The organism is Streptomyces sp. V3I8 (assembly GCF_030817535.1).
In the GTDB taxonomy this organism is placed as follows: Bacteria; Actinomycetota; Actinomycetes; order Streptomycetales; family Streptomycetaceae; genus Streptomyces.
In genome coordinates, this window is record NZ_JAUSZL010000002.1 from 4,120,940 (window position 1) to 4,142,546 (window position 21,607).

Sequence of the window (21,607 nt, forward strand, 5' to 3'; positions counted from 1 at the left end):
GTGGTTTGGTGTGCCGCTACCGCGGCGGATGGCTGTCGCAGAACCGTTACGGCCCCGCGGCAACTCGAAGAACCTTACGGATCCACCGGGGGAGTGTCAAGTCTCCCCCGGCCGGCCCTCCGGCAAACCCGGCTCAGTCGAGATCGGTGAGCCGCCCGCCGGCGTCCGGCTGGGCGTCCTCCACCCGGCGCAGCAGTCTGGTGAGCACCTCGCCGAGGACGCCGCGCTCCTCCTGGGAGAGGTCCTGGAGCAGGTCCTCCTCGAAGACGGTGGCCATGCGCATGGCCTCCAGCCACTTGTCGCGGCCCTCGTGCGTGAGCTCCACGATGACGCGGACCCGGTTGGACTCGTCGCGCTCCCGGGTGACGAGCCCTTCCGCCACCATCCGGTCGATCCGGTGGGTCATGGCGGCCGGGGTCAGACCGAGTCTCTTCGCCAGGTCGCTCGGGCCCAGGCAGTAGGGCGCCCCCGCCAGGACGAGTGCCTTGAGGACCTCCCACTCGGCGTTGCTGATGCCGAGGGCCGAGGTCTGGCGGCCGTACGCGACGTTCATCCGGCGGTTGAGGCGGCCGAGCGCCGAGACGATCTTCTCGACCTGGGGGTCGAGGTCCTGGAACTCGCGCTGGTAGGCGGCGATCTGCTCGTCCAGCGTCGGCTCGTTCACGGGGGTGTCACCCATGGCCGCAGTATGGCACGCCCCCGCTTGGCGTCGAAGTCCTTCGAGATGTACAGTTTAGCTTCGAACTTTAGCTTCGAAGTCTTCACGTCTGACTCCTTAGGTCGGCGTAGGACTTCTCTCACAAGGCAGGTGAAAGTGACCAGGGCAAGGGGCGCGGAGATGCGCCGGATCCATGTGGGCAACGCACTCAGCGCGTTCGGGCTCGGCTTCACCGTCCCCTATCTGTACGTCTACGTGGCGCAGGTACGGGATCTGGGTGCCATGACGGCGAGTCTCGTGCTCGCCGTCTTCGCCGTGGCGGCGCTCGTGGTGCTGCCGTTCGCCGGGCGGGCCATCGTCCGGCGGGGCCCGCTGCCGGTGCTGCTCATCGCCCTGGGCACGGCCGCCGTCGGATCACTGAGCCTGGGCCTGGCGGCCGGCTCCACGGCCGTACTGCTGTCCGCGGCGGCGCTCGGTGCCGGGCAGGCCGTGATGCAGCCCGCGCTGGCCACGATGATCGTCGACTGCTCGACCGCCGACACCCGCTCGCGGGCCTTCGCCACCCAGTTCTTCCTGCAGAACCTCGGACTCGGGGTGGGCGGGCTCATCGGCGGTCACCTCGTCGATCCCTCCCGGGCCGGCTCCTTCACACTGCTGTTCGCGGTCGAGGCGGCGATGTTCCTGCTGCTCGTGGTGGTCATGGCGACCGTACGGATGCCGCGCGCCCCCAAGGTCGAGGGTGCGCCGGCGCAGGCCAGGGGCAGCTGGAAGCAGTTGCTCGGCAACCGGGCCATGGTGCAGCTGTGCGTACTGGGCTTCGTGCTCTTCTTCGCCTGCTACGGGCAGTTCGAGTCGGGGCTGAGCGCGTACGGCGTCGAGGCGGCCGGTATCTCCACCTCCGCGCTCGGGACGGCCCTGGCCGCGAACACGGCGATGATCGTCGTCGCGCAGTTCGCCGTGCTGAAGTTCGTCGAGCGCCGCAAGCGGTCCCGGGTGATCGCCGCGGTGGGGCTGATCTGGGCCCTCGCCTGGGTCACCGCCGGTTACGCGGGGCTCGGACACGGCAGCCAGACCATGGCGACCGCCGCGTTCGTGTCGACGTACGCGCTGTTCGGGCTCGGTGAGGCGATGCTGTCGCCGACCGTGGCCCCGCTGGTCGCGGACCTGGCGCCGAGCGGCATGGCGGGACAGTACAACTCGGCCTTCGCCCTGGTGAAGCAGCTGGCCCTCGCGATCGGTCCGGCGGTGGGCGGTCCGATGGGTGCCTCGCTGCACACCCCGTACATCGTGACGTTCCTGCTGTTCTCGCTGGGCATCACGTTCCTGGCGGTGCGGCTGGGGCGGCAGCTCACTCCGGTGCAGAACCAGCCCTCGGTGGCGAGGAGCCGGGTCGTGGTGCGGGGCGGGGCCTCGACGGAATCGGTGCGGAGCGCGGCCTGACGGGACGCGCGGCCGGTGCCCCCGGGCGGTGCGCACCCCGTCCGTTCAGGCGGGGTGCGGGAGTGCGAACTCGCACCACACCGCCTTGCCGCCCCCGGGGGTGCGGCGGGAGCCCCAGTTCGAGGCGATGGCGTGGATGATCGCGATCCCGCGGCCGGACTCGTCGGCCGGTTCGGCGCGGCGGCGGCGCGGGAGGTGGTCGTCGCCGTCGGTGACCTCGACGATCAGGCGGCGGTCGGTGCGGCGCAGCCGCAGACGCATCGGCGGGGTGCCGTGCTGGAGGGAGTTGGCGACGAGTTCGCTGGCGGCCAGCACCCCGAGGTCGTGCAGCTCGGGCGGGAAACGCCAGCTGGTGAGGACGCCGGAGGCGAAGGCACGCGCGCGTGGGGTCGCTTCCACGCCGCCGAGCAGCTCCAGGGCGGCGTTGCGGAAGAGGTCGCCGTCGGGGCCCGTACGCGCCGGGTGCTGGAGGACCAGGACGGCGACGTCGTCGTCGTGGTCGGCCGTCACGCCCGCCGAGCGGACCAGGCGGTCGCAGACCACCTGGGGGGTGCCCGTGGCGCCGGCGAGGGCGCCCGCGAGGGAGGCGATGCCCTCGTCGAGGTCCGCGTCCCGGCGCTCGACCAGGCCGTCGGTGTAGAGCACGGCGGTGGAGCCCGGGCCGAGCGGCACCGTGCCGGAGGCGTGCATCCAGCCGCCCGTGCCGAGCGGGGGTCCGGTGGGTTCGTCGGCGCGCAGGACGGTGCCGCTCTCGTCGCGGACCAGGATCGGGAGGTGGCCGGCGGAGGCGTACACCAGCCGTCCCTCGTTCGGGTCGTGGACCGCGTACACACAGGTGGCGATCTGGTTGGGGTCGATCTCCATGGCGAGGCCGTCGAGGAGCTGGAGGACCTCGTGCGGGGGCAGGTCGAGGCGGGCGTACGCGCGGACGGCCGTGCGGAGCTGGCCCATGACGGCCGCCGCGCGGACCCCGCGGCCCATGACGTCCCCGATGACGAGGGCGGTGCGGCCGCCGCCGAGGATGATCACGTCGTACCAGTCGCCGCCGACCGCGGCCTCGGTGCCGCCGGGGTGGTAGGTCGCGGCGACGCGCAGGTCGTCCGGTTCCTCGAGCTCCTGGGGCAGCAGGGAGCGCTGCAGGGTGACGGCGGTCTCGCGCTGCCGGCGCTCGCTGGCCCGCAGCCGCTCGGCGGCCTCGGCGTGGTCGGTGACGTCCGCGGCGAAGATCAGGACGCCGCCCTGCGCGGGGGCCGACACCTCGACGGGGACCGGGGTGCACGTGAACGTGTAGGAGCGGCCGCCGGGGACCTTGCGGGACTTGACCGTGCGCGGCCTGGAGCTGCGCAGGACCTGGTCGAGCAGCGGCAGCAGGCCGACCTCGGCCAGCTCCGGCAGCGCGTCGCGCGCGGGTTCGCCGACCGGACGGTCCCCGAAGGCGGCCGCATAGGCGTCGTTCACGTACGCGAGGCGGTGCTCCGGGCCGTGGACGAGGGCGACGAGGGCCGGGATGCGGTCCAGGACCTCGCGGACCGGCAGTTCGTCCACGGCGGGGGCGAGCGCGACCGAGGTGCCGTCGCCGGCCGTCCGTTCGGCGCGTGCCGCGGGCACGGAGCTCTCCGGAGGGAGCGCCGTCGGTAGTCCGTCGGCCCGCGCGGCCGCGCGGCGCTGCGTTCCGGGGAGCCGGGCGCTCCAGCGCGTGAAGTTCACTGTGGGACAGGCCTCGTGGGGTCGAAGGGCGAGCGGTCGGCCCGCCCATGGTCGTGGACCAGTGTGTCCGACCGGACCGGCATTCGTCAGACGCCGGTCGGATGTGCGGAGTTCCTGGCTCCGGTCAGGACGACCCCTTCGGGTCCTCCGGGGCCTTTCCACCGGCCGCCAGTTCGAACTCCGCACGGGGATGTTCGAGCGAACCGAGGGAGACGATCTCTCTCTTGAAGAGCCCCGCCAGGGTCCATTCGGCGAGCACGCGGGCCTTGCGGTTGAAGGTGGGCACCCGGCTCAGGTGGTACACGCGGTGCATGAACCAGGCAGGGTATCCCTTCAGCCTGCGCCCGTAGACGTACGCGACGCCCTTGTGCAGTCCCAGGGAGGCGACCGAGCCCACGTACCGGTGGGAGTACGTCTCCAGCGGCTCGCCGCGCAGGGAGTGGGCGATGTTGTCGCCGAGGACCTTGGCCTGCCGTACCGCGTGCTGGGCGTTCGGGGCCGTCTCCCTGCCGGGCTCCTCGGCGGTCACGTCGGGCACGGCGGCCGCGTCGCCCGCCGCCCACGCGTGCGCGGCGCCGTCCACCGTCAGCCGGGGGGTGCACTTCAGCCGGCCGCGTTCGTTCAGCGGCAGGTCGGTGGCCGCGAGGACCGGATGGGGTTTCACGCCGGCGGTCCACACGACCGTGCGGGTCGGGAAGCGCGCCCCGTCGCTGAGGACGGCGACACGGTCGGTGCACGAGTCGAGGCGGGTCTCCAGGCGCACGTCGATGTTGCGGCGGCGCAGCTGGGTGACGGTGTACCTGCCCATCTCCTCGCCGACCTCGGGGAGGATGCGGCCGGAGGCCTCGACGAGGATCCACCTCATGTCGTCGGGCTTCACGTTGTGGTAGTAGCGGGAGGCGTAGCGGGCCATGTCCTCGAGCTCGCCGAGCGCCTCCACCCCGGCGTAACCGCCACCCACGAAGACGAAGGTCAGGGCGGCGTCGCGGATCGCGGGGTCGCGGGTGGAGGAGGCGATGTCCATCTGTTCGAGGACGTGGTTGCGCAGGCCGATGGCCTCCTCTACGGTCTTGAAGCCGATGGCGTACTCGGCGAGACCGGGGATCGGCAGGGTGCGCGAGACGGAGCCGGGGGCCAGGACCAGTTCGTCGTACGCGAGCTGGTCGGGACCCGTGCCCTCCTCCTCGGTGGCGAGGGTCGCGACGGTCGCGGTGCGCTTCGCGTGGTCGACGGACGTGACCTCGCCGATGACGACCCGGCAGCGGTCCAGGACGCGGCGCAGCGGCACGACGACATGGCGCGGGGAGATCGAGCCCGCGGCGGCCTCGGGGAGGAACGGCTGGTAGGTCATGTACGGGTCGGGGGTGACCACGGTGATCTCCACGTCGCCCCGTCTCAGCTCCGGTTTGAGCCTCTGCTGCAGACGCAGGGCGGTGTACATCCCGACGTAGCCGCCGCCGACAACGAGAATGCGCGCACGTTCCTTCACTCACCCATGACGCAACGGCTCCCGGCGTTTGTCCACAGGCCCGTCAATTTGTGTGACCGGACGCCGAAGCGGCCGGGGCCCGTCCGATTCGCCGCAGAGCGGGCAAGGTGCGCAGGTCAGCGGGGGTGATCGGGACGGCTTTAGGGGGCGCAACCGGGACGTAAGCGGTCCGTACTCCGATCGGGGGGCGCTCCGTGCGGAACCTCCCCCTTCTGAATTGACCCCCACTCAACTATGTTCGTCTGTCATCGGGGTGTAGGGGGATGCGCTCGACGGGGCCCGAACGGCGGGGTCCCACGGCGAAGGCCGTTCCACTGACTCCGGCTGTCGATGGCGGGGAGAGTCTCCGGGGGGAGACGTCATTACCGGGGGAACACACATGCATATTCAGGACACTCAGTGGACATCCGCGTCCGTTCTCACGAACGGCGGCGCGGTCGGTGCGGTGGCGGGCAACGGACGCGCGGGAGACGTATCGCGCACCACGCCACTGCGGGTGGACGCACAGCGCAACCTGGAACACGTACTGCGCGCGGCGCGCGAGGTCTTCGGCGAGCTGGGGTACGGCGCTCCGATGGAGGACGTGGCCCGCCGCGCGCGGGTCGGCGTCGGCACGGTGTACCGGCGCTTCCCGAGCAAGGACGTCCTGGTCCGGCGCATCGCCGAGGAGGAGACCTCCCGGCTGACCGACCAGGCACGGTCCGCGCTCGGGCAGGAGGACGAGCCGTGGTCGGCGCTCTCGCGCTTCCTGCGGACGTCGGTGGCCTCGGGCGCCGGACGGCTGCTTCCGCCGCAGGTCCTGCGGGTGGGGGTCGCCGAGGACGGTACGGACACGGGCCTCGACGGGACCGCCGCGCTGGACGGGGCGACGCGGGTCCCGCAGCAGCGGTCGCAGTCCGGCGGGGCCGAACTGCGGCTCGTGGAACAGCGGTCGGTGTCCTTCGGGGAGCCGGACGACGACGCCGGGGCGGCGCAGCTCCTGGAGGTCGTGGGCCGGCTCGTGGACCGGGCGCGGGCGGCCGGTGAGCTGCGTACGGACGTGACGGTGTCGGACGTGCTGCTGGTCATCGCCACGGCGGCGCCGTCGCTGCCGGACGCCGCGCAGCAGGCCGCGGCGTCGGCGCGGTTGCTGGACATCCTGCTGGAGGGGCTGCGGTCGCGTCCCTCGTAGGCCGTTTCGGCCCGGAGCCCTGTGCGCCGGTGGCGTGACCACCTGTGCACGGGTACCTCCGGGGCCGGCGCGCGATGTTCCGCGCTGCTCGCCGGGCCCGGGTTCGTCAAGCTCCGTTCGGGTGATCCCCACGTATGAGTGGTTGATTGGTTCCCGTGAGTAACGCCTGTGGCTCCGTGTGGCACTGTTTCCGGTGTTCGGATCCGACTGTGCAGGCGGGGGCTTTCCGCGATGAGCGTTGACGGTCGGGACGGGGCGTCCGGCGACGGGGGCACGGAGACCGGAGCGGAGACCGGAGCGGAAACCGGCACGGAAGCCGACGTCGAAGCCGAAGCCGAAGCCGAAGCCGAAGCCGAAGGCAGTGTTCCGGCTCAGCGTGAGTGGCGCGACAGCGGGGTGCTGCCTCCTCCCGTCGAACCGTTCTCCGCTGAACCACCGACCTCCGACGCCGAGTTGGTCGAGTGGATGCGGTCGGGCGACGACACGGCGTACGAGGAGCTGTTCCGGCGCCACTCGGACGCCGTCCGCCGGTACGCGCGCACCTGCTGCCAGGACACCCACACGGCGGACGACCTCACCGCCGAGGTCTTCGCCCGTACGCTGCAGGCCGTGCGCGGCGGCAGCGGCCCCCGGCACTCCGTACGCGCCTACCTGCTGACGACCGTACGGCGCGTCGCGGCGGGCTGGACCAGGTCGGCGCGGCGGGAACACCTCGTCGACGACTTCGCCGTGTTCGCGGCCCGGGCCGCCCGCGGCTCCGACCTGCCGGACGACACCGCGCCCCCCGGCTCCTTCGGCGCAGGCCATGAACTGGGCGCCGACGTACGGGCCATGCACGAGGCCGAGCAGTCGCTGGCCATGCAGGCGTTCCGTTCGCTGCCCGAGCGCTGGCAGGCCGTGCTGTGGCACACCGAGGTCGAGGACGAGTCGCCCAGCGAGGTCGCCACGCTCTTCGGCCTGGATGCCAACGGCACGCGCGTCCTGGCCAGCCGGGCCCGCGAGGGCCTCAAGCAGGCCTATCTGCAGGCCCACGTGAGTGCCGCGCTCGCCCTGGACGAGGAGTGCGCGCGCCACGCCGACCGGCTCGGCGCGTACGCACGCGGCGGGCTGCGCACGCGGGCCGAGCGCGGGCTGCGCAAGCACCTGGAGGAGTGCGCCAGGTGCCGGCTCGCGGCCGGTCAGATCAAGGAGGTCGCGAACGGCATCCCCGCGGTCGTGCCGGTCGCGGTCATCGGCTGGTTCGGTGCCGCCGGGTACGCGAAGGCGGCCGCGCTCATCGCCGGCGGGACCGGCGTGGGCGCGGCCGGTGCCGCCGGGGCCGCGTCCGCGGCGGGTGGTGGCGCGGGGGGCGCGGGGGCCGGTGGCGGGGCGGCGGCGGAAGGGTTCGGCGCGCCCGTGAAGGCCGGGATCGCGGCCGGGGTCGTCGCGGTGGCCGTCGCCGCGGTCGTGTTCGCGCTGGCGGGCGACGACATCCCCGCGAAGAGGTCCGGGGCCGGGCCGCGCCCGCCCGGTCCGGTCGTCGGACCGAGCGTGCCGTCGCCGTCCCCGGAGCCGCCGGGGGCGGCGAAAGCGGCGCCCGGGCCGGTGGTGGCGCTGAAGCGGACGCCGACGCCGGAACCGAAGCCGTCCCGGCCGGTCGGGCCCGCCCCGGAGCCGAGGCCGGCATCGATGCCGGAGCCGAAGCCGGCGCCGACCGTGGCACCCGCTCCCGGGCCCACGCCCTCCCCCGCCCCTCCCGCGCCCGCTCCTGCTCCGCCACCCCCGCCGGCTCCCGCGCCCGCCCCCGCCGTCTTCCGGTGGAACGCGCTCGAGTACGGCATCACCGGGGACGGCACCCGGCCCGAGATGCGGCTCGGGGAGAGCACCTGGGTCTGGCAGCGGTACGGCATGTCGGTCGCCGGCAAGCCGTACGCGAACGGTGTCACCGTGCACGGCGCGTCCTCGGTCACCATCGATCTGAACCGCGCGTGTTCCTCGTACGACGCGATGGCCGGCGTGGACGATCTGACGAGGGGGCTCGGGCAGGTGCGGTTCTCCGTGTTCGCGGACGGGGTGCGGGTGTGGCGGTCGGAGGTGGTGCGGGGTGGGCAGGCGGCGGTGCCCGTGCGGGTGGATCTGACGGGCCAAAGGACGATCCGGCTGGTCGTGGAACCGCGGTCCGCCTTCGACACGGTGTCCCTGGCGGACTGGGCCGACTCCCGGTTCCGCTGCGGCTGACCTCACCCTGTTCTCGCCCCCGCCGCCCCTTCCCGACCCGACCTGAGGGCTGCCGCCCCCAGCCCCCCGCGATCGCGCTACGCGCTCGTCCTCGAACGCCGGACGGGCTGGAACACCCGGGGATTCGGGGCACCTCCCCCTCCCCGGCGGCGCGAGGAACTGCGCGCCCAGGCCCCACCGGACCCGCGGACGGAATCCGGGACGGAGTCCGGGGCAGGGTTCGGGGCGGAATCCGGGACCCGTTCCGGACTCAGTGGTGGGAATGCGTGGGCGCGGCCCCCAGCGCCCCCCGCTGCGGCCGGATCCCCGCCGGCACGGCCCGCTGCCGCGCCGGCGTGCCCGTCCAGCACGTCCCCCGGCGGTCCAGGAGGCGCCGGAGCCACAGTTCGAGGGAGACCAGGTCCGCGAGGCCCTCCAGGGGGAAGGGTTCGCCGTCGGCCGCCGCCCGGAGGGCCTTGCGGACGACGCGCGCCTCGACCAGGCCCGCCTCGGCGAGCAGGGGCGTGTCGAAGAGGGCCACCAGGTCGTCCACGGCGACCCGCAGCCCCGTACGCGCGGCGGCGTTCGAGGACGCGTGGGAGGGGGCGCCCCAGCCCGGCGGCAGGTCGGCCACGCCGGCGCCTTCGAGGACCGTACGCAGGATCGCGGCCCGCGCCCCGGGCCGGACGCGCAGCGCCTCGGGGAGCGCACGGCAGGCGCGTACGACCTGGTTGTCGAGGAAGGGGGCGTGCAGGCGCTGGAAGCGGATCTCGGCGGCCTGCTCGAGGATGCGGAGGTCCGCGGCGTGCCGGGTGAGCGCCGAGCGGGCCCGGAAGTCGCCCGGCCGCTGACCGGGTCCGACGCTCGCACGGGTCGTCGCACCCGTCAGGCGAACCGATACTTCAGCGAGGGCCTCGCCGGTCAGCCAGCGCGCGGCGGGGCCGGGTCTGGCCCACGTGAGCGCGGCGAGGGACGCCCCGGCGGCACCTTCGGGCTCGTCGAACCGCTTGCGCAGCAGCCGGTCCGCCAGTCCCTCGACGCCGGTCAGGTACGGCGTACGGGAGAGTTTGCGCGCCGCGCCGTACACGCGCGCGGGGACCATGACGGATCCGTCGGCCTTGGTCAGTGCCGCGACGGGACGCACGAGGTGGCGTCGTCTGCGGTCCATGAGCAGATCGGCGAGGCGGGCCGGGTGGGCGTCCAGGACCTGCCGGGCGCCGTGTCCCGTGAAGTGGTCCGCGCTGCCGGCGGCCAGGCGGACCCGATGGCGGGCGGCCGTCACCAGGGACGGGCCCGGCTCGTCGGTGAGCGGGCCCTCCAGCTCGGCGTAGGGGAGGGTCTCCTCGCCGCCGGCGACCACCACGTGGTGCAGCCGCGGGTTGGCGGCGAGGGTCCCGGCCCGTTCCAGCTCGGCCTCGCGGCCCTTGACCGCCAGGTCGTTGAAGGTGACCGCGACGAGGCGTTCGCCGGCGCCCGTGCCGTGCCCGAGGACGGTGCCGGGGGCGCCGGGCAGACCGGCGGCGAGGAGGGCGAGCGTGCCGGAGGCTGGTCCTCCGGAGAGGTCGGCGCCGATGCCGGCCACCGGCATGCCGCGGGCGGCGCGCCGCTCGGCGGGTCCCATCCCGGGGACGGGCCCGGGGTCCATGTCGGTTCCCGGTACGTGCCGGGGGGCGGCGAGCCGCGTGCGGACGGCTTCCACCAGGGCGTCCCGGACGCCGTCCACCGCGCTGTCGGCGTCGGCGGTGGGCGCCGCGACGGCGAGCGAGGCCACCGGCTCGTACCCGGCGATCTCCCGTGCGCCGGCGCGCAGGATCAGCGCGTGCCCGGGCGGAATGCGTCGCACTCCCTCGTACGGGGTGGAGTCGTGCAGGGCGCGGCCGGTACGTCGGGGGCCGCGAGCAGGGCGGCCAGGTGCCCGAAGTCGAGGTTGGCCTCGATGAGGTCGGCGAGGGGCAGGGCGGCGGTGGCGTAGGCCGTGCCACCGGCCCACGGGGTGTGGAACACGGGCCGCACGCCCGCGAGATCGCCGCAGACCATGACACGGCGGCCCACCTGGACGACGGCCGTGTAGCTGCCGGACCAGGCCGTCAGGTGCCGCAGTGCCCCGCCGCGCGCGGCGACCAGGCCGAGGCGCAGCTCCTCGTCGGAGGCCCCGCAGGTGCCGAGCACCGCGATGCGGTTCTGGTCGTCGGCGCTGACGACACGCACCTCGTCGGGACGCCAGTCGCCGACCGCCCAGAGCGGGTCGGGGTCGCCCCACAGGAGCTGGGAGCCGACCGGGTGCACGGTCTCCCCGTCGCTGCCGGTCGCGCCCGCCGAACCGATCTCGCGCGCGCGAGCGGCGGCACTGCTCCATCCCACCAACCACCGCATCGCCGCCTCCACAGGCCGTGGACAACCAGGGCACCGCACGAACCGGTCCCCATGCTGCCACGAAGCGAGCGCGCCGGAGGGCCCGCGGGTCCGCTTGTGCTCCCCCGGTGCGCCCCTGAGGAGATGCCCCCTCGGCGGTGAACTCACGCGCGCCGAAAGGCGATCGCGGGGAATTGACCTGCGGACCACGATGCGGGCTACGACGTGAATGCGCCCCCGAAACGCTCCCCCAGAACACCCAACGCGCCCTTAAGTACCGTGGTAGACGCGGTTTTTGACTGCGGGAGGCGGGGGCGATATTCAGCCAAATCGGGGATGGACAGACAGCTCCGCACACGCTCCGTGCAGGCTGTGCGCAACGCACAGTCCGGGAGGCGGATGGCGCCTCCCGGACCGGTCCGCCGCCCGCGGGGATGTAGGCGGCGGTGTCCCCCAGCCCACTGGATCCAGTACAGCGGGCCGACCCACGCACCATCCATCGAAGCGCTCCACCGGTGGCCGGAGAAGAGCGCACGGACGGGCGCACTGCCACACACAGGGAGCACGGTACGACGCTCCGTGCTTGCCCGCGGACCACATTCCCGCCATCCGGAACAATGCCCCTTAACGCTTGGGATGCGGCGAACTACCCTGTGTTTGCCTGTGTTTTCGCGGGAGGCATATTCCTGAGGGCTCAGCCACGTGCTTGTGCGGGTGAGGTTCCAGGGACCGGCCCCCCGGGAGGATGCAGCACGAATGCCGCAGGGTCACACCCGCGCGGCAGCCGTCTGTGTCGAGGGGTGGCGCATGTCCAGGGAGCAACGCGGGCCGAACGAAAAACTCGGCGCCGTTCTCGCCCTCGCGGGAATCAGCAACGCAGGACTCGCGCGTCGCGTCAACGACCTTGGCGCACAACGCGGGTTGACTCTTCGCTACGACAAGACGTCGGTGGCGCGCTGGGTGTCGAAAGGCATGGTGCCGCAAGGTGCCGCGCCGCACCTCATCGCCGCCGCCATCGGCCAGAAGCTCGGCCGCCCGGTGCCGCTGCACGAGATCGGCCTGGCGGACGCGGACCCCGCGCCGGAGGTGGGCCTCGCCTTCCCCCGCGACGTGGGACAGGCCGTGCGGTCGGCGACCGACCTCTACCGCCTCGACCTCGCCGGGCGCCGGGCCGGCTCCGGCGGCATCTGGCAGTCGCTCGCCGGTTCCTTCGCGGTGAGCGCGTACGCGACGCCCGCCTCACGGTGGCTGATAACCCCGGCCGACAGCACGGTGGCACGGGACGCCGGCCCGCTGGAGGGTTCCGGGGTGCCGCCGAAAGTCGGCCACAGCGACGTGGTGAAGCTGCGGGAGGCCGCCGAGGACGCCAGGCGCTGGGACTCCAAGTACGGCGGCGGCGACTGGCGTTCGTCCATGGTCCCGGAGTGCTTACGGGTCGAGGCGGCGCCGCTGCTCCTCGCCTCGTACTCGGACGAGGTGGGCCGGGCCCTCTTCGGAGCGAGCGCCGAGCTCACCCGCCTGGCCGGCTGGATGGCCTTCGACACCGGCCAGCAGGAAGCCGCCCAGCGCTACTACATCCAGGCGCTGCGCCTGGCCCGCGCGGCGGCCGACGTACCGCTCGGAGGCTACGTACTGGCCTCCATGTCCCTCCAGGCGACCTACCGCGGCTTCGGCGACGAGGGTGTGGACCTCGCGCAGGCCGCCCTCGAACGCAACCGGGGCCTGGCCACCGCCCGCACGATGAGCTTCTTCCGCCTGGTCGAGGCCCGGGCCCACGCGCGCGCGGGGGACGCCCACGCGGCCGGCGGCGCCCTGAAGGCCGCCGAGGGCTGGCTGGAGCGGGCCCGCGAGGGTGACCAGGACCCGTCCTGGCTCGGCTTCTACTCGTACGACCGTTTCGCGGCCGACGCGGCGGAGTGCTACCGCGACCTGAAGGCTCCGCGGCAGGTGCGCCGCTTCACCGAACAGGCCCTGTCCAAACCGACGGAGGAGTTCGTGCGGTCGCACGGGCTGCGCCTGGTGGGTGTCGGCGGTCGCCGAACTCGAGTCGGGCAACCTCGACGCGGCGTGCGAGCAGGGGGTGCGGGCGGTGGAGGTCGCCGGGCGGATCTCGTCGGCCCGCACGACGGAGTACGTGAAGGACCTCCTGCACCGGCTGGAGCCGTACGGGGACGAGCCGCGGGTCGTCGAGCTGCGGGAGCGGGCCCGGCCGCTGCTCATGGCGCCGGCCTAGTGGCCCAGGCCCCCTTCGTGTCCGCGTGGCCCGCGCCGTCGGAGGGTGCGGGTGCGCCGGGGCCGGTCGCGCGGCTCCCCGCCCTCCTGAAGGCACGCCCCCTGCCCCCTGGACCGGACCCCGCTGCGCTGGTGGTTTAACCGGGTTGTCAGTGGTGCAGGGCAGTATCGGGGGCGGGAGCCGGGAGGATGGGCGGGCTGATGGTGCGGGCAGGCGGTTATGACTGTGATGTCGTCGTGGTCGGTGGGGGGATAGTCGGGCTGTCCACCGCCCACGCGGTGACGCGCGCGGCGCCGGGGACGCGCGTGACCGTGCTGGAGAAGGAGCCCGGCCCGGCCCGCCACCAGACCGGGCGCAACAGCGGGGTCATCCACAGCGGGATCTACTACCGGCCGGGCTCGCTGAAGGCACGGTTCGCTGCGCGGGGCGGCGCCGAGCTGGTGAAGTTCTGCGCCGAGTACGGGATCGCCCACGAGGTGACCGGCAAGCTGATCGTCGCCACGGAGCGGGACGAGCTCCCGCGTCTGCACGCCCTGGTCCAGCGGGGCCGGGAGAACGGCATCCCGGTCCGGGAGCTGGGCCCCACCCAGATCGCCGAGTACGAGCCCGGGGTGCGGGGCCTCGCCGCGATCCACGTCGCCACGACCGGCGTGTGCGACTTCGTGGGTGTGGCGCGCCGGCTCGCGGACGCCTCCGGGGCCCACCTCAGGTACGGCACGAAGGCCGTGTACATCGACCGCCGCCCCGACCGCGGCGTGGCGGTCCGCACGGACGACGGCACGGTCGTGCGCGCCCGTGTCCTGGTGAACTGCGCCGGCCTGCACTGCGACGAGATCGCCCGCCTCACGGGCGACGAACCGCAGATGCGGATCGTCCCCTTCCGCGGCGAGTACTTCACCCTCGCCCGCCCCGACCTGGTCCGCGGCCTCGTCTATCCCGTCCCGGACCCCGCCTTCCCCTTCCTCGGCGTCCACCTCACCCGCGGCATCGACGGCAGCGTCCACGTCGGCCCGAACGCGGTCCCCGCCCTGGCCCGGGAGGGCTACGACTGGCGGACGGTCCGCGCCCGCGACCTGTACTCGTCCCTCAGCTGGCCCGGCTCCTGGCACATGGCCCGCCGCCACTGGCGCTACGGCACCGGCGAGATCAGCCGTTCGGTCAGCAAGGCCGTCTTCGTCCGTTCCGTCCGCCGCCTGCTCCCCGCGGCGACGGCGGACGACCTGGTCCCCGCCCCCGCGGGTGTCCGCGCCCAGGCGGTCCTGCGCGACGGCACCCTGGTGGACGACTTCCTGATCCAGGAGGGCCCCCGCACGGTCCACGTCCTGAACGCCCCCTCCCCCGCGGCGACCGCCTCCCTCCCCATCGGCCGGGAGGTCGCCCGAAGAGCCCTCACCGCCCTCAGAACCGGCTGACCGCGCCGCCACCGGCGCCCGGGCCCGGCCCCACGGCCCCGGCCCACGTCACGGCGGACGTAAAATCGACCCACTGTGTCTGACTCACCCCGCACCCCCGATGCGCGGTCCCCGCGCCCCAGGAGCGAACCCCGCTTCCCCGACGGCCCCCAGCCCGACCCGGCCGGTTCGCACTTCGAGCGCCGGATCCGCAGCTTCCAGCCCCGCCGCAGCCGGGTGACCGCCGGCCAGGCGGACGCGCTGCGACGGCTGTGGCCCAAGTGGGGCCTGGACATCGACGGCAGCCGGACGCTCGATCTCCCCGCCCTGTTCGCGGCGGACATCCCGGTCGTCCTCGAGATCGGTTTCGGCATGGGCGAGACGACCGCCCGCATGGCCGCCGCCGACCCCGGCACCGGCATCCTCGCCGCGGACGTCCACACCCCGGGCCAGGGCAACCTGCTGAACCTCGCGGACCAGGCCGGCCTGTCCAACATCCGCGTGGCCAACGGCGACGCCATCATCCTGCTCCGCGAGATGCTCGCCCCGCACACCCTCGCCGGCCTGCGCGTCTACTTCCCGGACCCCTGGCCCAAGAAGCGCCACCACAAGCGCCGCCTGATCCAGCCGGAGTTCCTCACCCTCGCGGCCTCCCGCCTGCGCCCCGGCGCACTGCTGCACTGCGCGACGGACTGGGAACCGTACGCCGAGGTCATGCTCGACGTCCTGACCGCGCACCCGGACTTCGAGAACACGCAGCCCCCGGACGGCGACGGCTACGCGCCCCGCCCCGACTTCCGTCCCCGGACCCGTTTCGAGGGCCAGGGCCTGGACAAGGGCCACGTGGTGAACGATCTCCTGTTCCGCCGCGTACCGCTGGGTGCGGATGCGGACACCACGGGCAGCGGCAGCACGGACACCTGAGGGCGCCCCCGACGGGGCGCTCTCGCGGGCCGCGCCCCGACCTCGTTAGGGTTTTTGTCATGGCCACCAGCCCCCCACCCCCGGCACCTCCCGGCCTTCCCGGCCTTCCCGCCGAAGGCGCCCGCCAGCACGCCCCCTGGTGGCAGCGCACGTGGGTGCGTTACACCGCGCCGACCACCCTGCTCGCCCTGTCCGGCCTGGTCATCCTTCTGCTGGTCCGCAGACAGACCGGCACGGAGGGCTTCCTGGTGGGCCTCGGCCTCGCCGTGCTGCCCGTCCCGCTGCTCGTCGCCGCGTTCCGCTGGCTGGACCGGGTCGACCCGGGGCCCTGGCGGAACCTTGTCTTCTCCTTCGCCTGGGGCGCCTGCGCGGCCGCGCTGATGGCCATCGTCGCGAACAGTTTCGCGACGCGGTGGATAGCGACGGCCACCGCGGACCCGTCCCACGCGGACACCCTCGGCGCGACGGTGATAGCGCCGGTCGTCGAGGAGTCGGCGAAGGCGGCGGCGGTCCTGCTCGTGTTCCTGTTCCGCAGACGGGACTTCACGGGGATCGTCGACGGCGTGGTGATAGCGGGCGTCACGGCGACCGGCTTCGCGTTCACCGAGAACATCCTCTACCTGGGTACGGCGTTCGGCACCGACCGGCTGACCGGCGACACCGGCATCTTCTCCGTCACGGCGGCGACCTTCTTCGTACGGGTGATCATGTCGCCGTTCGCGCATCCGCTGTTCACGGTGCTGACGGGCATCGGCTTCGGCGTCGCGGCGCTCTCTGCGGACCGCCGGCGGCTGCGCCGCGTGCTGTTCCCCCTCGTCGGGCTGCTGCTCGCGATCGGGACGCACGCGATGTGGAACGGCTCGTCGACGTTCGGGGAGTACGGCTTCTTCGCGGTGTACGCGGTCTTCATGGTCCCGGTGTTCGGGCTGCTGACCTGGCTCGCGGTCTGGACCCGCCAGCGCGCACTCGGGACGGTCCGCGCGGAGCTGCCGTCGTACGCGGTCGCCGGCTGGCTGGCCGCGCCGGAGCCGTTCGTGCTGGGCTCGATGAGGGCGAGGCGGCTGGCCCGCGAGTACGCCACCCGGCACGGCGGGCGGGACGCGGGCCGGGCGGTCGCGGAGTACGAGGCGTACGCGACGTCGCTGGCGTTCCTGCGGCACCGGGGCCGGCGTGGCCGGGTGGGGGCCGACTTCGCCGTGCGGGAACGGGAACTGCTGCAGGAGCTGTGGGCGCGCCGCGAGCCGGCCCGCCCCGCCCTGGCGTACGCGGCCAGGGCGACGGCCCCGCCCCCGGCGCCGTCGCCCTGGCCGGGGTACGGGTACCCGCAGGGTTACCCGGCATACAACCCGTACCGCTCCTGACACCCGCGGCCGCGGGCACCCGGCCGCCGGCATCCGGTGCCGGTATCCGGTGCCGGCCCGTCCGTGGCTGAGCGCGCAGTTCCGCGCGCCCCTGAACGGACCCGCGCGCTCGCCACGGTGCCCGAACGCCGGAGATCCGTGCCCGACGCCGGAGATCCGTGGCCGGCACCGTCGTGTCACTCGGAGGCGAGCGTCAGCTTCGTGAGGTCCGTGTCCGTGAGTTCCAGGTCCGCCACCGCCAGCAGCGCGGGAAGCTGCGCCACCGTGCGGGCGCTGGCGAGCGGTACGGCGACGGTGGGGCGGGACGCCAGCCAGGCCAGGGCCACGGTCGTGATCTCGGCCCCCCGCTCCTGGGCGACCTCGTCGAGCGCGGCCAGCACCCGCTGCCCGCGCGCCGACTCCAGGTGCCTGCCCGCCGCCCCGGCCCGGGCGCTGTCGACCTCGGTGCCGGGCCGGTACTTGCCGGTGAGGAAGCCGGAGGCGAGCCCGTAGTAGGGGATGCCGGCCAGACCGTTCCGCGAGGCGACGTCCCGCAGCGGACCCTCGTACGTGTCACGGGAGACGAGGCTGTACTGGGCCTGCAGCGCCACGTACCGGACGAGGCCCTCGCGGTCGGAGGCGTCCAGGGACTCCTGGAGCCGCTCGGGCGTGATGTTGGACGCGGCGACCGCCCGCACCGTGCCGGCGCGCACGAGCTCGTCCAGGGTCCCGAGAATCTCCTCGACCGGCACGGACGGGTCGTCGTAGTGCGTGTAGTAGAGGTCGATGTAGTCCGTCCCCAGACGGCGCAGCGACGCCTCGGCGGCGGCCTTGAGGGTGCCGGGGGCCAGCCCCTTGTACCGGGGGTGGGCGCCGGCCTTCGTCGCGACCAGGACGTCGGCGCGGTTGCCGCGCGCGGCCAGCCACTCGCCGATGACGGTCTCGGACTCGCCGCCCTCGTTGCCCGGCGCCCAGGACGAGTACGTGTCGGCGGTGTCCACGAAGTTGCCGCCGGCGGCGGTGTACGCGTCGAGGACGGCGAAGGACCCGGCCCGGTCGGCGGTCCAGCCGAAGACGTTGCCCCCGAGAGCGAGCGGGAAGACCTCGAGGTCGGACGAACCCAGCGTGCGGAGAGAAGTCATGCGTACGGCAACGGCCGTGACGGACGGCCGTATTCCATTCCGCACCTCCGGGCGTTTCGCGGAGAGACGCCCCTCACGAGTCTCCGCGAGTCCCCGCGAGCCCTCCGGGATCCTACGGAGTGAGCCCGTTGCCCCGCAGCCAGGCCATCGGGTCGATCCCGCTGCCGCCGCTGGTGTGGACCTCGAGGTGCAGGTGCGCCCCGGTGACGTTGCCGGTCGCGCCCACGCGACCGATGACGTCGCCCGTGCTGACCTTCTGCCCGACGCTGACGCCGATCGACGACTGGTGGGCGTACCAGAGCTCCGTGCCGTCGTCGAGCGTGAGGACCGTGCGGTAGCCGTACGAACCGCTCCAGCCGGCCTCCGTGATCGTGCCGCTGTGGATCGCCTTGAGCGGGGTACCCGTGGGAGCGGCGAAGTCCAGACCCGTGTGCTGGCCGGAGGACCACAGCGAGCCGGACTGCCCGAAGGTCGAGGTGATCGTGTACGAGGAGGTGGGCAGCGTGAACTGCTTGGCGAGCTCGGCGAGGCGCGCGGCCTCCGCCTTCGCCGCGGCCTCCTCCTTCTTCTTCTTCTCGGCCGCGGCGGCCTTGGCCTTCGCCGCGTCCTGCTCCTTGGCCGCCAGCGTGGCGGCCTTCTTCGCGGCGGCGGCCTCGGCGACCTGCTGGGCCTCGCGGTCCACCTGGTCCTGCTGGAGCTCGGCCTGGAGCATGATGCGGGCGCGCAGTGCCTCGCCGGCGTCCGCGTTGCCCTGCTCGGCGTCGGCGGTGGTGAGACCGGCGGCGGTGAGCGGGGTGCTGGAGCCCTCGGGGGCCTTGTCGTCCTCGTCCGAGATCAGCGAGCCGACGTTCGGCAGGTCGGGGATCGAGATCGACACCGGCGGCTTGCCGGTCTGCGCGGAGGCCATGCCGCCCGCGCCGACGGCGGCTATGACACCGACGCCCAGAACGGTGGAGCTGCGGGCGAGCCCTCCGCCGCGCTGCTTGGAGACACGGTGCTTGCCGCGGACGGGAACGACGGTCTCCGCGCTGGGGTTCCAGACCTCGAAGGTCTCGTCGTCCCTGCGGGCGCCGTAGGCGAAGGTGTAGGTGTCGGGCTTCTTGTCGCCCGAGGTCTCCCCCGTCACCTCGTCCGGTATGAACGTGGGCATGGGGGCAGGCCGGTTTGACGCCACGTGGGCGCGCTCCTTTCCTTCCTTCTCGCCTACCGGGTTAGCTGACGGGTTTGGAGCAGGAAGGTCTCCTACGCGCGTCAACCACGGTGTCTCCACCGCGAAAGACGAGCGATTCACCCCATGTAGGTGGTTCCCCGGTTCCCTTGCGGGATTCGGCACGTGCGCACGGAGCCGTCTCTTGTGACGGCTGGGACGACCGCGCTGCGTTATCGAACGTTAATAGACCCGGGCACCTGATTCCAAGCTGTTCTTGATGATCGTTACGGCTCCCGGCCTGGACGTACGGGACATGAGAGGTTCAAACCGGGCGAGTCGATCGGGTTTCACAGGTACCACTTTTATTGATGGTGCGTCAGTTGTTATGCGCAGGGGTGCCGTTCGACTACCGCGGGTGATATGGCGTCTGCGGCCTGCGGACCGCACGAAAACACCTGAGGCCGGAATCCATTGGATTCCGGCCTCAGGCCTTCAGTAGCGGGGACAGGATTTGAACCTGCGACCTCTGGGTTATGAGCCCAGCGAGCTACCGAGCTGCTCCACCCCGCGTCGTTGAAACCAGTGTACGCCATCCGCGGGGTCCGGAGCACACGGGTGGATCCCGGGTGGATCCGCGGTGGACACCGGCTCAGCCGAGGTGCCGGTTGGGCGCCTTCGCCGCGGCCTCGTACGCGGACAGCACGAGGACGTCGGCGCCCGCCGCGGCCAGCAGGCCGTTCCCGTCCGCCGCCGCCACGAAGGTGTCGGGCTCGCGCCAGGCGGTGACGACCCGGCGCACGCCCGCGTCGAGGATCAGCCGGGCGCAGGGGGAGGGCCGTGAGGCGCGGCGGGCGCAGGGTTCCAGGCTGCTGTAGACCGTGGCGTCCGGGAGCCGCGGGTCGCCGGGGGCGATCTTGGCGAGCGCGGCCTCCTCGGCATGCTCGACGGGGTCGGACTCACGGGAGTACCCGCGGGCCAGCTCCGTGCCGTCGGCCGCGACGACGACCGCGCCGACGCTGAACGCGGTCCGCGAGGGCGGGCACTCGGCGGCGAGTTCGCAGGCGAGCCGCAGCCAGCGGTGGTCGGCGGCGGCGGGGACGGGTCCGGTGCCGGGTGCGGTGGGCACGTACCGCATGAGCACCACGTCCCCCACCGGCCGGGTCTCGACCAGGCGCATACGGCTGCGGGGGCCGCCGGGGTACGCGCCGGACCCGAACAGCTTCGGCGCGTGCGGCTGCCCCACCACGAGGGGCGCGAGGGCGAGCTGCAGTTCGTCGGCGAGCCCCTGCTGGAGGAGCTGGGTGTGCACCCGGCCGCCGCCCTCGACCATGAGCCGGCGGACGCCGCGGACGTCGTGGAGGTGGCTGAGCACGGCGCGCCAGTCCAGGCCGGGACCGACGGGTACGACGTCGACGTCCAGCCCGCGCAGCGCGTCGGCGGCCGCCACGGCACCCTCCTCGGTGGTGTAGACGATCTTCTCGCCGCCGGTGGACCAGAAGTTGGCGTCGGGGTCGAGGTCGCCGGTGCCGCTGACGGTGACCTTCAGCGGGTACTCCGGGCGGCCGGCGGCGACGCGGGCGGCGCGGCGCTCGGCGGAGTTGACGAGGAGGCGGGGGTTGTCGGCGCGCAGGGTGCCGGCGCCGACCAGGATGGCGTCGGAGTCGGCCCGCACCTCGTCGACCCGGTCGAAGTCCGCCGGGCCGGAGAGCAGCAGCCGTTCGGGGCCGGTGTCGTCCAGGCGGCCGTCGAGGGAGACGGCGGCGGACAACAGGACGTAGGGGTGGGGCATGGACTCGCTCTCCTTCTCACGGGCCGCGGGCCCGCGATTGGTTCAAGTTTGAAACAAACCTACACTGGAGGCATGACGACCCGCTGGCTCACCCCCGAGGAGCAGCGCGCCTGGCGCGCCTACATCGCCGCCTCCCACCTCCTGGAGGACGCGATCGACCGGCAGCTCCAGCAGGAGGCCGGCATGCCGCACCTGTACTACTCCATCCTGGCCAACCTCTCCGAGGCACCGGACCGCCGGCTGCGCATGACCGACCTGGCCGAGCGGACGAAGATCACCCGCAGCCGTCTCACGTACGCGGTGACCCGTCTGGAGAAGGACGGGGCGGTACGCCGTGAAGGATGCCCCGGTGACAAGCGCGGCAGCATCGCCGTCCTGACCGACGAGGGCATGACGCTGCTGGAGCGCACGGCGCCCGGCCACGTCGAGACCGTCCGCGCGACGCTCTTCGACCACCTCACGCCGGAGCAGGTCGGGCAGCTGGAGGAGATGTTCACGGGTGTGGCGCGCGGCCTGCAGGGCGAGGAACCGGGAGCGACGGCCCCGGACGACCTCCCCTGGCGCCGCCGCTCGTCGGGCCCCTGCGCATAGCGGCAGCCACCGCACCGGGCGACTCCCTGCTTCC

Annotated in this window: 13 protein-coding genes, 1 tRNA gene, 2 pseudogenes and 1 riboswitch; of the genes and pseudogenes, 8 read left to right on the plus strand and 8 right to left on the minus strand. The window is 73.4% G+C overall.

The annotated features are described in order from the left end of the window. Window positions 1–133 precede the first annotated feature (133 nt). Complete coding sequence (locus QFZ75_RS18125) at window positions 134–679, minus strand: MarR family winged helix-turn-helix transcriptional regulator (protein WP_307538212.1); 546 nt, start codon at window positions 677–679, stop codon at window positions 134–136. A 159-nt stretch (window positions 680–838) separates the two neighbouring features. On the opposite strand from QFZ75_RS18125, the gene QFZ75_RS18130 reads away from it, so the two are divergent. Further along, entirely contained in the window at window positions 839–2,098 is a 1,260-nt protein-coding gene (locus QFZ75_RS18130; protein WP_307544582.1) for an MFS transporter, read from the plus strand. Between the two features lie 45 nt (window positions 2,099–2,143). On the opposite strand, the gene QFZ75_RS18135 is transcribed toward QFZ75_RS18130, so the two are convergent. Together QFZ75_RS18135 and QFZ75_RS18140 are read right to left on the minus strand one after the other, a co-directional pair. Next, complete coding sequence (locus QFZ75_RS18135; protein WP_307538214.1) at window positions 2,144–3,805, minus strand: SpoIIE family protein phosphatase; 1,662 nt, start codon at window positions 3,803–3,805, stop codon at window positions 2,144–2,146. A gap of 124 nt (window positions 3,806–3,929) precedes the next feature. Further along, window positions 3,930–5,294, minus strand: coding sequence for an NAD(P)/FAD-dependent oxidoreductase (locus QFZ75_RS18140; RefSeq protein WP_307538215.1), 1,365 nt, complete (start codon window positions 5,292–5,294; stop codon window positions 3,930–3,932). A 379-nt stretch (window positions 5,295–5,673) separates the two neighbouring features. Between QFZ75_RS18140 and QFZ75_RS18145 the strand changes: the two genes are divergently transcribed. Further along, a complete protein-coding gene (locus QFZ75_RS18145; protein WP_307538217.1) occupies window positions 5,674–6,465 on the plus strand; it encodes a TetR/AcrR family transcriptional regulator in 792 nt (263 codons plus the stop codon). Between the two features lie 231 nt (window positions 6,466–6,696). Beyond that, complete coding sequence (locus QFZ75_RS18150; protein WP_307538220.1) at window positions 6,697–8,682, plus strand: sigma-70 family RNA polymerase sigma factor; 1,986 nt, start codon at window positions 6,697–6,699, stop codon at window positions 8,680–8,682. Between the two features lie 250 nt (window positions 8,683–8,932). Here the strand turns inward: QFZ75_RS18150 and QFZ75_RS18155 are convergent. Further along, a pseudogene (locus QFZ75_RS18155) lies at window positions 8,933–11,034 on the minus strand (asparagine synthase-related protein). Between the two features lie 786 nt (window positions 11,035–11,820). Here QFZ75_RS18155 and QFZ75_RS18160 point away from each other — a divergent pair. The 4 genes and pseudogenes from QFZ75_RS18160 (at window position 11,821) to QFZ75_RS18175 (ending at window position 16,922) form a co-directional block, all read left to right on the plus strand. Next, a pseudogene (locus tag QFZ75_RS18160) lies at window positions 11,821–13,246 on the plus strand (MFS transporter). Between the two features lie 188 nt (window positions 13,247–13,434). After that, window positions 13,435–14,658 carry an L-2-hydroxyglutarate oxidase gene (lhgO, locus tag QFZ75_RS18165; protein ID WP_373465896.1) on the plus strand — a complete coding sequence of 408 codons (1,224 nt, stop codon included), beginning with the start codon at window positions 13,435–13,437 and terminating at the stop codon, window positions 14,656–14,658. A gap of 75 nt (window positions 14,659–14,733) precedes the next feature. Then, complete coding sequence (trmB, locus tag QFZ75_RS18170) at window positions 14,734–15,561, plus strand: tRNA (guanosine(46)-N7)-methyltransferase TrmB (RefSeq protein ID WP_307538222.1); 828 nt, start codon at window positions 14,734–14,736, stop codon at window positions 15,559–15,561. A gap of 59 nt (window positions 15,562–15,620) precedes the next feature. Further along, window positions 15,621–16,922, plus strand: coding sequence for a PrsW family intramembrane metalloprotease (locus QFZ75_RS18175; RefSeq protein WP_307538224.1), 1,302 nt, complete (start codon window positions 15,621–15,623; stop codon window positions 16,920–16,922). Window positions 16,923–17,098: 176 nt separating this feature from the next. On the opposite strand, the gene QFZ75_RS18180 is transcribed toward QFZ75_RS18175, so the two are convergent. The 4 genes from QFZ75_RS18180 to QFZ75_RS18195 form a co-directional block, all read right to left on the minus strand. Then, window positions 17,099–18,043 carry an aldo/keto reductase gene (locus tag QFZ75_RS18180; protein WP_307538226.1) on the minus strand — a complete coding sequence of 315 codons (945 nt, stop codon included), beginning with the start codon at window positions 18,041–18,043 and terminating at the stop codon, window positions 17,099–17,101. Window positions 18,044–18,155: 112 nt separating this feature from the next. Beyond that, the gene (locus tag QFZ75_RS18185; protein WP_307538228.1) at window positions 18,156–19,217 is read right to left on the minus strand and encodes a M23 family metallopeptidase; all 1,062 of its coding nucleotides are present in this window, start codon (window positions 19,215–19,217) and stop codon (window positions 18,156–18,158) included. An 11-nt stretch (window positions 19,218–19,228) separates the two neighbouring features. Further along, window positions 19,229–19,385: riboswitch (cyclic di-AMP (ydaO/yuaA leader) on the minus strand. A gap of 304 nt (window positions 19,386–19,689) precedes the next feature. Next, window positions 19,690–19,763 (minus strand) — tRNA-Met (locus QFZ75_RS18190). A 79-nt stretch (window positions 19,764–19,842) separates the two neighbouring features. Continuing rightward, window positions 19,843–20,982 (minus strand): dihydrofolate reductase family protein, encoded by a 1,140-nt coding sequence (locus QFZ75_RS18195; protein WP_307538229.1) that lies wholly within the window; start codon window positions 20,980–20,982, stop codon window positions 19,843–19,845. 72 nt (window positions 20,983–21,054) lie between these two features. Between QFZ75_RS18195 and QFZ75_RS18200 the strand changes: the two genes are divergently transcribed. Then, window positions 21,055–21,573 (plus strand): MarR family winged helix-turn-helix transcriptional regulator, encoded by a 519-nt coding sequence (locus QFZ75_RS18200; RefSeq protein WP_307538230.1) that lies wholly within the window; start codon window positions 21,055–21,057, stop codon window positions 21,571–21,573. Window positions 21,574–21,607: the final 34 nt, after the last annotated feature.